Source organism: Pseudomonas sp. KD5 (assembly GCF_012932895.1).
In the GTDB taxonomy this organism is placed as follows: domain Bacteria; phylum Pseudomonadota; class Gammaproteobacteria; order Pseudomonadales; family Pseudomonadaceae; genus Aquipseudomonas.
Genome location: NZ_JDWJ01000002.1, coordinates 651,929 through 667,865 on the forward strand (window position 1 = coordinate 651,929; position 15,937 = coordinate 667,865).

The 15,937-nt window shown below is 60.3% G+C and carries 8 protein-coding genes; 3 read left to right on the plus strand and 5 right to left on the minus strand.

Translation table 11 applies throughout. The annotated features are described in order from the left end of the window. Positions 1–177 precede the first annotated feature (177 nt). Genes AF70_RS06545 through AF70_RS06555 form a run of 3 tightly spaced genes read right to left on the minus strand, consistent with a single transcriptional unit; the run spans position 178 to position 4,127 of the window. Complete coding sequence (locus AF70_RS06545; protein WP_028940459.1) at positions 178–1,758, minus strand: aldehyde dehydrogenase (NADP(+)); 1,581 nt, start codon at positions 1,756–1,758, stop codon at positions 178–180. Between the two features lie 10 nt (positions 1,759–1,768). Then, a complete protein-coding gene (gene araD1 / locus AF70_RS06550; RefSeq protein ID WP_018926175.1) occupies positions 1,769–2,761 on the minus strand; it encodes an AraD1 family protein in 993 nt (330 codons plus the stop codon). Positions 2,762–2,804: 43 nt separating this feature from the next. Next, the gene (locus AF70_RS06555; RefSeq protein WP_018926176.1) at positions 2,805–4,127 is read right to left on the minus strand and encodes an MFS transporter; all 1,323 of its coding nucleotides are present in this window, start codon (positions 4,125–4,127) and stop codon (positions 2,805–2,807) included. A 193-nt stretch (positions 4,128–4,320) separates the two neighbouring features. Here AF70_RS06555 and AF70_RS06560 point away from each other — a divergent pair, with 193 nt between their 5' ends. The 3 genes from AF70_RS06560 to AF70_RS06570 all read left to right on the plus strand — a co-directional run bounded on the left by AF70_RS06560 (position 4,321) and on the right by AF70_RS06570 (position 11,837). Next, positions 4,321–6,057 (plus strand): IlvD/Edd family dehydratase, encoded by a 1,737-nt coding sequence (locus AF70_RS06560; RefSeq protein WP_018926177.1) that lies wholly within the window; start codon positions 4,321–4,323, stop codon positions 6,055–6,057. A gap of 200 nt (positions 6,058–6,257) precedes the next feature. Further along, a complete protein-coding gene (locus AF70_RS06565) occupies positions 6,258–6,977 on the plus strand; it encodes a FadR/GntR family transcriptional regulator (RefSeq protein ID WP_019579311.1) in 720 nt (239 codons plus the stop codon). A 144-nt stretch (positions 6,978–7,121) separates the two neighbouring features. After that, positions 7,122–11,837, plus strand: coding sequence for a dermonecrotic toxin domain-containing protein (locus tag AF70_RS06570; RefSeq protein ID WP_028940458.1), 4,716 nt, complete (start codon positions 7,122–7,124; stop codon positions 11,835–11,837). 64 nt (positions 11,838–11,901) lie between these two features. Here the strand turns inward: AF70_RS06570 and AF70_RS06575 are convergent, their stop codons facing one another. Together AF70_RS06575 and AF70_RS06580 are read right to left on the minus strand one after the other, a co-directional pair. Continuing rightward, a complete protein-coding gene (locus AF70_RS06575) occupies positions 11,902–14,286 on the minus strand; it encodes an RND family transporter (protein WP_019579313.1) in 2,385 nt (794 codons plus the stop codon). Positions 14,287–14,314: 28 nt separating this feature from the next. Beyond that, positions 14,315–15,382 (minus strand): YCF48-related protein, encoded by a 1,068-nt coding sequence (locus AF70_RS06580; RefSeq protein ID WP_028940457.1) that lies wholly within the window; start codon positions 15,380–15,382, stop codon positions 14,315–14,317. Positions 15,383–15,937: the final 555 nt, after the last annotated feature.

Sequence of the window (15,937 nt, forward strand, 5' to 3'; positions counted from 1 at the left end):
TCTTTGAATGGGAAAGACGCAATGATAGCTCAATGCGGGAACGGACTGTGGCGAGGGGGCTTGCCCCCGTTTGAGTGCGTAGCACTCACAAAATCTTTGGTACATCAGAGATTTTGGGGCTGCTTTGCAGCCCAACGGGGCGGTGCGGCGTTCCGACAAGCCCCCTCGCCACAGCCGTTAGAGCGCTTCTCGTGATGGTTTGCCATCGACCAAACGTTGGATGCGCAAAGGATTGCCATTCTTCAACGCGTCCGGCAGCAGGCTATCGGGGTAGTTCTGGAAGCACACCGGGCGCAGGAAACGGTCGATGGCCAGGGTGCCCACCGAAGTGCCGCGCGCATCGGAAGTCGCTGGATACGGTCCGCCATGGACCATCGAATCGCAGACTTCCACACCCGTCGGATAACCGTTGAGCAAGATCCGCCCGACCTTCTGCTCCAACAAGGGCGTCAGCTCACCGAAACGTTCGAAGTCCGCCGGCTCACCGATAATCGTTGCCGTCAGTTGCCCGTGCAGGCCGTTCAGCGCAGCACTGAGTTGCGCCTGATCCGCCACTTCAACAAACACCGTGGTCGGGCCGAACACTTCCTCTTGCAGCACTTCATCGCCATCGAGCAACAGACTCACATCCGCCTTGAACAATTGCGGCTGCGCCTGATTGCCTTGTTGCGGATTACCGGCCAAGTGCTCGATTTTCGGATGCGAAAGAAGCTTGTGCAGGCCTTTGCCATAGCTGCTCAAGGTGCCGGCGTTGAGCATGGTTTGCGCCGGCTGATCGCCGATCAGCCCGGCCACCTGCTGCACGAACGCACTGAACTGCGGCGAACGAATGCCGATCACCAGCCCCGGATTGGTACAGAACTGCCCGCAGCCCTGCACCACTGAAGCCGTGAGGTCACGGGCGATGCTTTCAGCACGAGTATCCAGCGCCTGCGGTAACACGATCACCGGGTTGATGCTCGACATCTCGGCGAACACCGGAATCGGCTGCGGCCGTGCCGCGGCCATGTCGCACAGCGCCCGACCGCCTTTCAGTGAACCGGTAAAACCGACCGCCTGAATCGCCGGGTGCTTGACCAGCGCTTCCCCTACTCCACCACCGTAGATCATGTTGAACACACCGGCGGGCATGGCGGTTTTTTCAGCGGCGCGAATCACCGCGTCGGCCACCCATTCAGCGGTTGCCATGTGGCCGCTGTGGGCCTTGAACACCACCGGGCAGCCGGCGGCCAAGGCCGAAGCGGTGTCACCGCCAGCCGTGGAAAACGCCAACGGAAAGTTACTCGCGCCAAACACCGCCACCGGCCCCAGACCGATACGGTACTGACGCAGGTCCGGACGCGGCAGTGGCTGGCGTTCCGGCAGCGCCAGATCGATCCGCGCGCCATAGAAATCACCACGCCGCAGCACCTTGGCGAACAGACGCATCTGGCCGCTGGTGCGCCCACGCTCACCTTGAATCCGCGCCGCCGGCAACGCGGTTTCGCGGCAGACCACGGCCACGAACTCATCGCCAAGGGCGTCCAGTTCATCGGCAATCGTGTCCAGAAATTGCGCACGGCGCTCGGCGCTCAGGCTGCGATAGGCCGGGTAAGCGGCGGCGGCAGCCTTCGCGGCGGCGTCGACTTCTGCAGCGGTGGCTTGGTAGAAATCGTGGGGCAAGGCCTCGCCGGTGCTGGCATCGGCGCTCTGCAGTTTGACGGTGCCGGCAGCGCTGCGCTCACCGCCAATGTAGTTGTGACCAAGAATCCGGGTCATGGGTGTCTCCTTAAAGTGTGCCGACGGTGCCGGGTTCGAACGCTGCTTCAACCGGAGCGATGCCGTTGATCAAGGGTGCGCCGAACTCAGCCTGGCTGATCTCGAACACATCACCCGGCCGGGTACGGATGCCATCGGCGAAGGACAGGGTCGCGGTGCCAAAGAAGTGGATGTGCACGTCGCCGGGGCGCAGGAACTGGCTGTACTTGAAATGGTGATACTCGAGGTTTTCCAGGCTGTGGCACATGTTGGCTTCGCCACTGAGGAACTCGTTCTGCCAGAGCACTTCGCCGTCGCGCAGGATGCGACTGGTGCCTGCCAGGTGTTGCGGCAGTTCGCCGACCCGAAGCTCCGGGCCATAGCTGCAACTGCGCAGTTTCGAATGGGCCAGGTAAAGGTAATTCTTGCGTTCCATCACGTGATCGGAGAACTCATTGCCCACCGCGAAGCCGAGGCGATACGGTTTGCCGTCATGGCCAATGACATAGAGGCCGCTGAGCTCCGGCTCTTCCCCGGCATCTTCAGCAAAGGGCGGTAGCGGGAAAGGCTTGCCCGGTCGCACGACGATGCTGCCATCGCCCTTGTAGAACCATTCCGGTTGCACGCCGGCCTGGCCGGCTGCAGGTTTACCGCCCTCCACACCCCACTTGAAGATGCGCATGGTGTCGGTCATCGCCGCTTCATCGCCGGCCTGCTGATGCATTTTGTCCCGAGCCGAGGCGCTGCCCAAATGGGTCAGGCCGGTGCCGCTGACCAGCATATGCGCCGGGTCCGGGTGATCCAGCGGCGGCAGGATGCGCAGCTTGGCCAGCAACTCGGCATAGTTGTGGCTGATGCCCAGCCCCAGGGTTTGAACCTGTCGCTCAAGAGTGGTGCCCGCCTCGATCGCCGCCAGCGCCAGATCCCGCACCGTGTGCGCATCCTGCACTTCACGCACCAGACCGTCTTCGACCACGCCGACGCGGCGTTCGCCATTACTCAATTCGAACTGAACTAAACGCATGAACCTTCTCCTGTTAATGCAGAACTTGTTGGCCAATCTCGCGTCAGGTACGGGTAGCACCGCGAGCACTTGCCGCGAACTGGTCGGCCGGCAGCACGTGCTTGCGTTCGAGCAGGCGATACACCACGCCGGTCAGGACCAGGCCGAACACCATCACGCAGGACAGGAAATACAGCCCCGACGCCAGGTTGCCGGTGTACTCCTTCAGCGCACCGATCACGAACGGGCCGATGTAGCCGCCGAGGTTGCCCACCGAATTGATCAACGCGATTCCTGCCGCCGCACTGGCGCCGGCGAAGAAGCGCCCCGGCAAGGTCCAGAACACCGCCGTGCAGGAAAACAGCGCGAATGCCACCAGGCACAGCGCCGCCAGTTGCAGCACCGGCACCGACAGCCAGGCGCTGAGGAACAGGCCGATGGCACCCAACACATACAGCACCGCCAGATGACCGTAGCGATCATTGAGGCGGTCGGAACTGCGCGGAATGATCAGCAAACCGATGATTCCGAAGATGTATGGCACCGATGACACGAACCCGGTCACCAGGTCTGTGCCACCGAACTGCTTGATCAGCGTCGGCAGCCACAAACCGAGGCCATAGATGCTCAAGGTCACCGGCAGATAGAACAGCGCCAGCAGCAACACCCGTTTGTCCTTCAGTGCATGCAACGGATTGCCGTGGCAGGTCTGGCCATACTCGGCGAGGTCTTTTTTTAGTTCCCCGGTCAGCCAGTCTTTCTCGGATTGATCCAGCCATTTCACTTGGTCCGGGCCGTCCGGCAAGTAGCGCAGCACCGGCCAGGTCAGCAGGATCGCTGGCGTACCGATAACGATGAACAGCCACTGCCAGCCGTGCAGGCCAAGCGTGCCGTCCATACCGAGCAAACCGCCGGACACCGGGCCGGTGATCATCATGGCGATGGGTTGGGAAAGGATGAACAGCCCGAGGATCTTGCCGCGATGGCGAATCGGGAACCATTGGGTGATGTAGTACAGCACGCCTGGAAAGAACCCGGCTTCGGCCGCGCCGAGCAGAAAACGCATCACATAGAAGCTGTTCGGGCCCTGGACGAACGCCATGCCGATGGTGATAGCGCCCCAGGTGACCATGATCCGCGCGAACCAGCGTCGGGCGCCGAAGCGGTCGAGCATCAGGTTGCTGGGGATCTCCAGCAGAAAGTAGCCAATGAAGAAAAGCCCGGCACCAAATCCGTAAGCCGCATCACCGATGCCGACGTCGGCGCCCATGTGCAGCTTGGCGAACCCCACGGCGGAGCGATCCACATAGGCGATCAGGTACAGCAGGATCAGGAAGGGAATCAGTTTCAACGTGATGCGACGGATAAGCCGCAATTCCTGGCTCATGAGTTCGGTCTCCGATTGTTGTTGTTATAGAACCTCGGGGGACGCCTCTCGCGGAAAACCATCAGGGCCATCCCTCCGTTGAAAACGACTATATAGTATTACTATTTAACCAACAACACTTCCAAACAGCCGAAATTGCGCTTATGTTACGCCACAGCTCGAACAATATAGTCATACAATAAGAGAACCGATCATGACTGATAAGAAACCCACCCTGCGCTCCGCCCAATGGTTTGGCACTGCCGACAAGAACGGCTTCATGTACCGCAGCTGGATGAAGAATCAGGGCATCGCCGACCATCAGTTCCACGGCAAGCCGATCATCGGCATTTGCAACACCTGGTCGGAACTGACCCCGTGCAACGCGCATTTCCGCCAGATCGCGGAGCACGTCAAACGCGGGGTGATCGAAGCCGGTGGCTTTCCTGTGGAATTCCCGGTGTTCTCCAACGGCGAATCGAACCTGCGCCCCACCGCCATGCTCACCCGTAACCTGGCGAGCATGGACGTCGAGGAAGCCATTCGCGGCAACCCGATCGATGGCGTGGTACTGCTCACCGGTTGCGACAAAACCACTCCGGCGCTGCTGATGGGCGCGGCCAGTTGCGACGTGCCGGCGATCGTCGTCACCGGTGGGCCGATGCTCAACGGCAAGCACAAGGGCCAGGACATCGGTTCGGGCACGGTGGTGTGGCAGCTCAGCGAACAGGTCAAGGCTGGCACGATCACCCTTGATGATTTCCTCGCGGCCGAGGGTGGCATGTCCCGTTCCGCCGGCACCTGCAACACCATGGGCACCGCCTCGACCATGGCTTGCATGGCTGAAGCACTGGGCACTTCCCTGCCCCACAACGCGGCGATTCCGGCGGTGGATGCCCGCCGTTATGTACTTGCGCACATGTCCGGCATGCGTGCGGTGGAGATGGTTCGCGAAGATTTGAAGCTGTCGAAAATCCTCACCAAGGAAGCCTTCGAAAACGCCATCCGGGTGAATGCCGCCATCGGCGGATCGACTAACGCAGTGATCCACTTGAAGGCCATCGCCGGGCGCATCGGTGTCGAACTGGACCTGGACGACTGGACCCGCATCGGTCGCGGCATGCCGACCATTGTCGACCTGCAACCGTCCGGGCGCTTCCTGATGGAAGAGTTCTACTACGCTGGTGGCTTGCCTGCGGTGCTGCGTCGCCTGGGCGAAGCCAACCTGATTCCGAACCCGAACGCCCTCACCGTCAACGGCAAAACCCTCGGCGAAAACACCAAGGACGCGCCGATCTATGGCCAGGACGAAGTGATCCGCACCCTCGACAACCCGATCCGCGCCGACGGCGGCATCTGTGTGCTGCGCGGTAACCTGGCGCCACTGGGTGCGGTGCTCAAACCCTCCGCAGCGAGTGCCGAGCTGATGCAACATCGTGGGCGCGCGGTGGTGTTCGAGAACTTCGATATGTACAAGGCGCGGATCAACGATCCGGAACTGGACGTGGACGCCAACTCGATTCTGGTGATGAAAAACTGCGGGCCGAAGGGTTATCCCGGCATGGCCGAAGTCGGCAACATGGGCTTGCCGGCCAAGCTGCTGGCCCAGGGTGTGACGGATATGGTGCGCATTTCCGACGCACGCATGAGCGGCACGGCGTACGGTACCGTGGTCTTGCATGTGGCACCGGAAGCCGCCGCCGGCGGGCCTTTGGCGGCAGTGAAGGAAGGCGACTGGATCGAGCTCGATTGCGCCAGTGGACGTTTGCATCTGGACATTCCGGATGCCGAACTGGCCGCGCGCATGGCCGATCTGCAACCGCCACAACAGTTGCTGGTGGGCGGCTATCGCCAGTTGTACATCGACCATGTGCTGCAGGCGGATCAGGGCTGCGACTTCGACTTCCTCGTCGGTTGTCGTGGAGCCGAGGTGCCGCGTCACTCTCACTGACCCTTTCGCCGATCGTTCCCACGCTCCGCGTGGGAATGCCTCAAGGGACGCTCCGCGTCCCCGCACGGAAAGTGACGCGGAGCGTCACGGTCTGTATTCCCACGCAGAGCGTGGGAACGATCATCAAAGGGCTGGATCGCCCACCACTCGCGCCTGCTATCATGCGCAGCACCCCATCGCACAGGACCGCGCCGTTCCCCATGGATTACCGCAAACCCTCCGACCGCAAAAGCATGCACTCGCGCATCGTCCAGGAACTGGGCATGCAGATTGTCTCGGGACGCTTCAAACCGGACGACAAACTGCCCGCCGAAGCCCTGTTGTGCGAGGAATACGCGGTCAGCCGGCCAGTCCTGCGCGAAGCGACCCGAGTGCTGGTTGCCAAGGGCCTGGTGTATTCCCGTCCGCGGGTCGGCACCGTGGTCAAGCCGCGCCGGGAATGGCACATGCTCGACCCGGACGTGTTGCACTGGTTGATGCAAAGCAGCCCGCAGAATGAGTTCTTCAGCCTGCTGACCAGCGTGCGCAGCATCATCGAACCGGCCGCGGCAGCCCTGGCCGCGCAGTTCGCCACCGACGCAGACATCGCCTCCATCGGTGAAGCCTACCAACGCATGGAAGCCGCGCCGACGCCTGAAGCCTTGTTGCAACCGGACCTGGATTTCCACAGCCGCATCGCCGACGCGACCCACAACGACTTGCTGGCGAACCTGTGCAACATGTTGTCGGTGGCGATTGCCGAAGCCTTGAAACACTCCAACCAGCGGCCGAACCTGCATGAACTGGCGTTGCCTCGGCACAAGGCGATTCTCACGGCTATCGAGAATCGCGATGCGCTGGGTGCGCGGCATGCGACGTTGGTGCAACTGGACGATGCGCGTAATGCGCTGAATGTGGTGCTCGGCACCGATCCCTCATAACCACCACAATTCCCCTGGGCTCATTGCCGCCACGTAGTCATCACTTAGATCATCGAATTGTCGGATCTGCGGTATCCCGTTACCGCACATCCATTCCGGCCTCGCCTTACTTTGCGTAACTCAACCCATGCAAAGGATTGCATCATGCCGATACCTGCATCCCCCCCTGCCACGGCGGACATGACCAACATCATCGCGCACGCCGTCAGCGCCCGCTTCAGCTCCCGCCCCACCCTGCGCTCGGAAACCGCTCGCCTGCTCAAGGACGGCGTACTGGAAAAGTACCCGCAACTGGACTTCGACCCTGAGCGAACCAAAATCGCGCAGCCGATACCCAACGGGGCCTGGCGCCTCACGTTGCTGCTGGACTTGGTACTGGATTATCTGGCCAGCGGCACACCTGTCGATTTCAGCGAGCAGTTCAGTCGTGCCTGCTTTCTGACCAACCGTGCGCCCGCGCAACTGACTGTCGGCAAAACCACATCGAGCCTGCCTGATCTCCAGGTGATTGCGGGGGTCATCCTTGAGCTGCCCGACTTGCTGCACATCGGGCTTCAGGAATCGCTGACCCTTTACTGGAACCAGCAGGACGAGACCGGCGTCAGCCGCTGGCAATGGCTGGGAGACTTGCTGGCCGGTGTCCTGCAGGCATCCGCGACCCGCCTGTCGAAAAGCGACCCGGTGCAGGCCGGGATTCTCACGGAACTGGCCAGCTACCCGGACAACCTGCAGCGTCTCCAGCAGCCCCGGTCAAAAGGCCCAATACAAGCCTGCACCCTGCAAACCACCCTGACCAGAGGTGACGTTTCGATTACGCTGCTGGCCTCCGAGCTCCTGGTGACTTGTGGTGAAACCCACTTGTTGTGCAGCGTGACCGGCAAAATCGAGCCCTTCTCTTCCCTGAAAGCTTTCGGCCTGGCTTGGGGCGCACGGTTTCAGCAGGCATACAAGGCCGATGTCATCACCTGGAAGCGGTTTGAGCCGGACGGTAACATCTTTGACATTCAGGCTGCCCTGCTCCTGAACCGGCAACTGGAAGATCTGGCTGCGCTCAGACTGCCCGCCAGCCAGGGCCTGGGCGAGTTGGCGAAACACGTTGACACGATCACCGAAGTCGCCACGCTGTTCATCGGCAGCCAACCGGACGATGCGGTTTTTCAACCGATACAGGCATCGATTCCCAGGTGGTTGCAAGCGGCGACACCCACTGACCGCATGGCCTATCGCAAGCACGTCCTGGCCATGGCCAGCGTCAAGCAACAGACCCAGGGGCGCACCTTCAACGATGGCATCGACGACCTTCGTACGTTTGCCCGAAAAGCCTTGCACAAGCAGATGCAGGAAGATTATCCGCTGGCGCCCGGTTATAACTCCGACGAGCTGGAACTGACTTTTCATGTACCCGTCGGTGACCTCGGCAGCGGCTACATCGAAACCGTCAAAATGACCCTGACCGAGCTGGCGATCAACAATCTCGCCACAAAACCCAAGGGCCGCATGACTGTCCGTCACACCGGAGATCAACTGATTCAGCAGTGGACTACCGACGCCTATCTGCTGGACCTGGTGAGCCGGGTCAATGTCGGCCAGCACTATCCCGAACTGATCGAAACCTTGCTGCTCGGCGAGACCGACGACGCACGGGAGCGGGAACGATTGTTCGCGCTGGAACTGTCGGTTCATCTCCCCCTGCTGGCCCTCGAACATTCGATCAAGGGTGAGCACGGGTTCACCCATCTGGGGTATCGCTATGTCGATGCGTTGATGAATCGCACCGCCGCCGAACGGGTCGTCAACGAACAGGCCGTGGTCATCCGGCCCCTGGCGTTCCAACGCAAGGACGGCGCCGACTGTGATGTGGCCGCCAACATGTTCATCATCGAGCCCAAAGACTTGCAGGCCAGTGCTCCGCATATCCTCTATCGCCCGTTGTACACCCCGTCACTGCAGCAATACGCCGCACGCAGCGACTTGCTCAAAGCGGTCGCGCAACAGGGCGCGCTGCAAACCAGCGTGCTGACCTGGCTCCCGGACCGCGCACGTCCGGTTTACGACAACAACGGTTTCAACGAACCGCATATCAACCACTTTCACATCGGCGACGAGTTCTCACCGCCCGACAAGCCGAAACCGGCGATTCTGGCAGGCGACGAAGCTGCGGCCCAGTGGCTCAGCGCACTGGAGGAAGGTCGATTGCCGGCCAGCCTGTTCACCAGCAACGCCCGGGCGCTGGCCGATCTGGCTGACAGGCAATCGGTGTCCAATGCCGAAAGCCGTTGGGCGATCATCCTTGAGGGTGGCTGGCTGGTCTTTAACAACCTGGTACTGCCACTGTTGCGCGGCCCGGCAATGCTGGTGGGCTGGATGCTGCAAATCACCCATAGCCTGATCAACGACCTGCCCGCACTGGACAGTGATGACCCAACTACCCGGAATCTGGCCTGGGTCGATGTGCTCTTGAACATCGGCCTGCTCCTTTTGCATGTCGCACGAACTCAAGGTGAGCGGCCTGCACTGGCGCCAGAGCGCATGGGCGAAAACGCTCCGGTGCCCCTCGATCCGCTGCGCCGTCTGTTGCCACTGGACTTGCTGAATCCCGAGACAAACATCACTCAAGAAACACCCGGACTGCCCTCCGAACCGCCGGGCAGTGGCGATACGTTGCTGGATTTCAATCTGTCGACCGCTCGGGACTCGACCTCGGCGCGGCTGTTCAACAGGCTGCAAGCGGTCAAGGTTGCATGGCCCGCGTCCCTGCCAGAGCCTGTTGCAAGCGGTCCGTTCAAGGGTCTGTACCGGATCGACAACAAATGGCACGCCACGATCGCCGGCCTGCTGTTTCGCGTGAGTGTCGTGCCCGGTTTCGGTGAGGCCTACCTGGTGCATCCCGAGCATCCCGACCATCCGGGCATCAAACTCAAAACCGATGGGTACGGCCGGTGGACGCTGGACCAAGGGCTGAAACTGCTCGGCGGAGGACGTAACGCCAGGCGGGATGCCTTGCGCGAGAGCAAACAGCAACGCATCAGCCTGCTGGCACTGAACCACCAGGATTTTTTGCAGCAACAGACGCAGGTGCAAAAACGCGTTGATATCGCGGAGAAGCTGATGGAGCTGAAAAGAAACGACCCCGCCAGCAGCGAGCAGGATCGCGCCACTTTTCGCCAACTGTTCGCGGACGAACTGGATAAACAGAGCGCAACCTATGTCACGGCGCTTGCCGAAATCCGCGAAAAAAGCGCTCTGAGCAAAACTGATCCCGATCCAAACCTGCAGCGCAGCCTGCTGGAGAATCTCATCAACAACGCGCGCAAACGTATTGTCATCGCCGACCGGGAACGGGAAGCCACCCATCGAACTTACGCGGACTTGACCCGCGGTATCGAACACTTGCGCGAAGCAATCAAGGACAAGGGCAACGTCGTGCTGGATCGATACTTCGAATTCATGCGCAGGACCTCCGAAGTCAACGAAACCATGATCAGGTTCTACGAAGAAACAGAGAGCCGACTTGCGGAGCTTAAACACCTGTCTCGCTTGGGCTTCGAGGACTGGAAACGGTTGACCGACAATCGCTCCGAAAATGAATTGACCGCATTGCGAGTCAAATCCTACCAACTGAGCATCTTGCGTATTCTCAGCCTGAAGGAACTGGGAAGCGCCACCATGACCCCACTCGAACGCGCGCTCGATCCCCTGATGTTACTGTCTCGCTCCCATTCCGAACTGCAAACGTCTCGCACTTATAACAACAGCGATCGGATCGCCGTTCTGGACAACCTGGTCGATCACTACCGCAAAGCACTGGACGGGCTTGAAAGTATCGGCATCTTCAATGCCGAAGAATTACAGCCGGCGGCCTTCAATCGCCTGCGAGAGATCATCGGTGAACTGCGCCTCGATGCCGAGCGACGTCTGGCCGACGACCTTCAATATCTCCCGCAACCTTCGGTCTCCGAGCCTGGTCCGTCTTCACCCGGAGCCAGCAAGCCCCAGATCCAGCGCCCCTCTTCATGGGCCAGTCGCAAGCGGGTCATCAAAACCGCCAAGGGCACTCTGATCGGTGATATTCGCCCCCGCGTGGCTAACCAGGGTGGAGACATTGTTGATATCAACGGCCCACTCGAAGATGCACCACTGGCTTCGTTCCATGAACATGAACCGAATGTCTGGGTAGAAATGGTCGAGGTCAGGCAGCCCGCGCCCAAGACCTCCGCACACTCCTACGCACAGCTCAAAGGGGATGCCCGCAAGGCCATCGCCAATGTCGAAAAGCAGGTAAGGAAAATCGAAGGTTACGCGCAACGCGCAAGCTCACCCAAGGAAATTGAAGAGCAATTGCAACGCGAAGCACAAAAGCTGACCGGGTATGCCGAGGGCCTGGAACACCACGAGGCACCCTCGCCAAACCGGGAACAAGATGCCTCGTTAATCCGCGATTTACGCGATCACGCGCGAGCCCTCGACAGTAAGGCATCGGAACTGCGCATCCGCATGACACTGGCCCAGCCCCCCAGCAGTGAGGGTGTGGAGTTTCTGTTACGGTGCAAGGAGGTTTACCCACGCATGATTGGCAATCGCGTACAACTGAAAACCGGACGTAAAGACTTCATGCAGGAGTACGTCCTGTTGAACAAAGACGATCAACCCTGGGGGTACGCACATTTTCACTATGAGCGCTTCGATGATGCCAAGACGCAATATACCCAGGCCCATCTGAAAACCAGGGAACAACGCTTCGAAACCTACGAGTCGGCGATGGCCAAGGCTACAGATCCGAAACAGAAAATCGATATCCACCGCGGGATCATCAGCAAGGAACTGGCCAACAGTGCATTCCTGACGCTACAACCACGCTGAGTGACTCGGTCCCCCATAAAAAAAGCCGCAACCTGAGTTGCGGCTTTTTGGGTCAGGCTGACGCCTAGTGAGCAAACAGCGAGTTGCCCTTCTGTCCTGCCAGTTTTTCCGGCTTGATCAGGAACCGCGCCAGCGCCGGCAACAACCACAACGCGCCGAACATGTTCCAGAGCAGCATGAAGGTCAGCATCAGACCCATGTCGGCCTGGAACTTGATCGCCGAGAAAATCCAGGTGCACACGCCGATTGCCAGGCACAGACCGGTGAACAGCACAGCCTTGCCGGTGGATTTCAGCGTCTGGTAGTACGCCTCTTGCAGCGGCAGACCGGCACGCAGGAAGCTTTCCAGGCGACTGTAGATGTAGATCCCGTAATCCACGCCGATCCCCACCCCGAGTGCCACCACTGGCAAGGTCGCCACTTTCACACCGATGCCCATGAACGCCATCAGTGCGTTGCCGAGCACCGAGGTCAGCACCAGCGGCAGCACGATGCACAAGGTCGCCGCCCAGGAACGGAAGGTGATCATGCACATGGTCGCGACGCAGATGTACACCAGCACCAGTATCGTCAGTTCGGAACGCTTGATCACTTCGTTGGTGGCGGCCTCGATCCCGGCATTACCGGCGGCGAGGAGGAATTCCAGGCCTTCCTTGTTGTTGTCCTTGGCGAAGTCCTGCACCGCATGAACCGCGCGATCCAGGGTTTCGGCCTTGTGATCGTTGAGGAACACCAGCACCGGCGCCAGGGAGCAATTGTTGTTGTACAGACCATCGGCACGGGCGATGGAGTTGTTCAACACGTCCGGGTTGCGCGACAGGGTTTCCCATTTCAGGTTGCCCTCGTTCATGCCCTTGATCATCTGCTTGGACACGGTCACCAGCGAGATCGCCGATTGCACGCCCTCGGTGTTCTGCATCTTCCACATCAGCTCGTCGATCGGTGCCATGGCCTCATAGCGCGAGCAACCTTCGGGCTTGGTCTTGACCATTACCACCAGCACGTCGGAACTGGTGGAATAGTTGTTGATGATGAAGCTGTTGTCCTTGTTGTAGCGCGAGTCCGGACGCAGTTCCGGCGCGCCCTGGTCGAGGTCACCGATTTTCAGGTTCTGGCTGTACCAGAGGCCACCACCGAACGCGATCAGCGCCAGGACAATGGACACCGGGGCGACTTTCGCGCTGGCGAAGTTCGACAGCAGGCGCCAGAAAGGATGCTCTCGGTGCGCGTCTTTCTTGCTGCGGTCGACGGCGCGTTTGCTGATACCCACGTAGGAAATGGCTACCGGCAGCAGGATCAGGTTGGTGAATACGATCACCGCCACGCCGATGGACGCGCCGATGGCCAGTTCGCGAATCACGCCGATGTCGATGATCAGCAGCGTGATAAAACCCACCGCATCCGCGAGGATCGCGATCATCCCCGGCAGGAACAACTGACGGAATGTTCGCCGCGCCGCGGTCAGTGCGTTCTCTGCCTCGCTGGATTGCAAGGCGATACCGTTGATTTTCTGCACGCCGTGGGAAATCCCGATGGCGAAGATCAGGAACGGCACCAGCATCGAGTACGGATCCAGCCCGAAGCCGAAAAAGTGCATCAAGCCGAGCTGCCAGACCACCGCCACCAGCGTCGTGCTCAGTACTGCCACGGTGCTGCGCATGCAGTTGGTGAACCAGTACAGCAGGATCAGGGTAATGACGAAGGCGACGCCGAAGAACATCACCACCATGACCAGCCCATCGATCAGGTCGCCGACTTTCTTGGCGAACCCGACAATGTGGATCTTCACGTTGGGGTTCTGGGCTTCGAACTTGTTGCGGATCTTGTCTTCAAGTTCATGCGAGAACTTGCGGTAGTCCAGCGCCAGTAACTTGCCCTGGTCTTGCGGGTCCGGATAGGACTCCAGCAGCGGGATGTCGACGATGCTCGACTTGAAGTCGTTGGCCACCAGGCGCCCGACCTGCCCGGACTTGAGCACATTGTTGCGCAACAGGTCGAGGCTTTGCTGGGAACCGTTATAGCTCTGGGGGATCACTTCACCACCGGCGAAGCCCTCCTCCGTCACCTCGGTCCAGCGCACGCTCGGGCTCCACAGCGACTTGAGGCCGGAACGGTCGACGCCGGAGATGTAGAACACCTCGTCGTTGATCTGGCGCAGAGTCTCCATGTACTCCTTGGAGAAGATGTCGCCATCGGTGGCTTCAACGGAAATCCGTACGGTGTTGCCCAGGTTCGCCAGATCGTTGCGGTGCTCCATCATCTTTTCAATGAACGGATGCTCGAGCGGGATCATTTTTTCGAAACTGGTGGACGGCCGGATCAGCGTCGCCTGCCAGAACAGGAAAATACTGACCAGCAGGCAGATGACGATCACCGCCGGGCGGTTGTTGAAGATCAGGCGCTCAAGAAACGTCGCCTTGTCCTGATGAGGAGTGCTTAAGGATGTCATAGACCCGCCTTCTTATTATTTGCCCGGCTCATTTGGACGACCCGTTTGTTCCATTCTCTGCACCCGTTGGCGAGGTGACGCGAACGCCGCCCTGACCTGCCAGAATCAGATTACCGTTGCCCGCCGCCGTGACCGACGAGACGGAAATGCGATCGGGACGGTTGAACACACTGAAGGTTTCGCCGTCGTCGCTGCTGCGAATGACACTGCCGCCGTTGCCGACGATCACGATGGAGCCGTCGTCGAGCAACGTGGCGCCGGACAGGCCGAATTCCAGCGCACCGCGTGCAGCCTTGAGCTCGACCTGCTCCCACGTGGTGCCGAAATCCGTGGAGCGGTAAAGATTGCCCCGCAAGCCGTAGACCAGCAGCGTGGCCGGTTGCGCGGTGCCGATGACGCCGAACAGCGAGCCCTCGTAGGGGCCTTCAAGCTTTTCCCAGGTCTGCCCTTCATCGCCGGAACGGAACATGCTGCCCTGCTCGCCGACGATGAAAATGCCGGAATCCTTGACTGCAGCGATGGCGTTGAGGTGGTACTGGTCTTCGTTGGCCAGGCGATCGCTGACGTCTTCCCAGTTCTTGCCACCGTCGGTGGTTTCCAGCAAGGCACCGTAGGCGCCCACGGCAAAGCCGCTGTTGACGTCCTTGAACCAGACGTCGAGCAGCGGCGATTCGCGTCGCAGGTCTTCGAATTGTTTGCTCCAGGTGACACCGCCGTCTTCACTGGCGAGGATCTGCGCGTCATGGCCGACGGCCCAACCGTGCTTGTCATCGACAAAAAATACCGCTGTCAGCAGTTGCCGGGTCGGCACCTTGGCTTGGGTCCAGGTCGCGCCCTGGTCATCGGAATAAAGAATGTGCCCGCGATCGCCGACCGCCACCAGGCGTTTGCCGGCATGCACGACATCGAGCATCAGGCCTTTGCTGGCCTTGGCGGATTCAATGGAATAAACCACGTCGGTGGTCGGCGCGGCAGCGGCCAGCACAGGAGCCGACAACACGGCACAACCCAACAGCGAGAGCGCTGTAGCCAGCAACGCGAACCTGCGTAACGCCGGCGGGCGGCAAATACTCACACCCATGACAGGCTCACTCATAGACCTTCCCCCATTATTATTGTTAGGTCATTCAACCTTTCAGGGCGCCGTAAGGGGGTGCTCACCGGGACTGCCCTATTCCAGAGCATAGTCCTGAAACCCGCAATCCAGAGCCCCTTCGGAAGCTGGGCTTATCCTATCGGGGTTTGGAAAGGTCTGACAATCGACGCCACGTTATGTTTTGTTAACCGGGGGGATATGGGGTGTGGGTGAATGGGGAGGCATTCGGAGCGGTGATTGGAGTCTGGGGTCTGGGGTCTGGGGTACATATCCGTTTCTGCGGTAACGGCGGCTATTGGTTCCGCTCTTACAGCGGGTCACTTTGGAAAAGCGCCAAAGTAACCAAAGCGCTTTTGCCCCTTTCGTTCGGTGCCTCGCCCAGGCTCGGCATGCCCTCGCTCCGGTCCTGCTCCGTGGGCCCGCCGCCATCGGCCATCCATGGCCGGGGGCGGCTAACCCGGCATCCATGCCGGGTTGCCCACTNCGCAGAACCTCCACTCGGCCTCTCGAGGGAGCGGNTCCCCCAGAAACACATCTTTGAGACAACACCGAGGA

Excerpts from the sequence above, each read along its gene's own strand:
- AF70_RS06575 (WP_019579313.1), bottom strand. The coding sequence starts at position 14,286 with ATGACATCCTTAAGCACTCCTCATCAGGACAAGGCGACGTTTCTTGAG.
- araD1 (WP_018926175.1), bottom strand. The coding sequence starts at position 2,761 with ATGCGTTTAGTTCAGTTCGAATTGAGTAATGGCGAACGCCGCGTCGGC.
- AF70_RS06560 (WP_018926177.1), top strand. The coding sequence starts at position 4,321 with ATGACTGATAAGAAACCCACCCTGCGCTCCGCCCAATGGTTTGGCACT.
- AF70_RS06580 (WP_028940457.1), bottom strand. The coding sequence starts at position 15,382 with ATGAGTGAGCCTGTCATGGGTGTGAGTATTTGCCGCCCGCCGGCGTTA.
- AF70_RS06545 (WP_028940459.1), bottom strand. The coding sequence starts at position 1,758 with ATGACCCGGATTCTTGGTCACAACTACATTGGCGGTGAGCGCAGCGCT.
- AF70_RS06555 (WP_018926176.1), bottom strand. The coding sequence starts at position 4,127 with ATGAGCCAGGAATTGCGGCTTATCCGTCGCATCACGTTGAAACTGATT.
- AF70_RS06565 (WP_019579311.1), top strand. The coding sequence starts at position 6,258 with ATGGATTACCGCAAACCCTCCGACCGCAAAAGCATGCACTCGCGCATC.
- AF70_RS06570 (WP_028940458.1), top strand. The coding sequence starts at position 7,122 with ATGCCGATACCTGCATCCCCCCCTGCCACGGCGGACATGACCAACATC.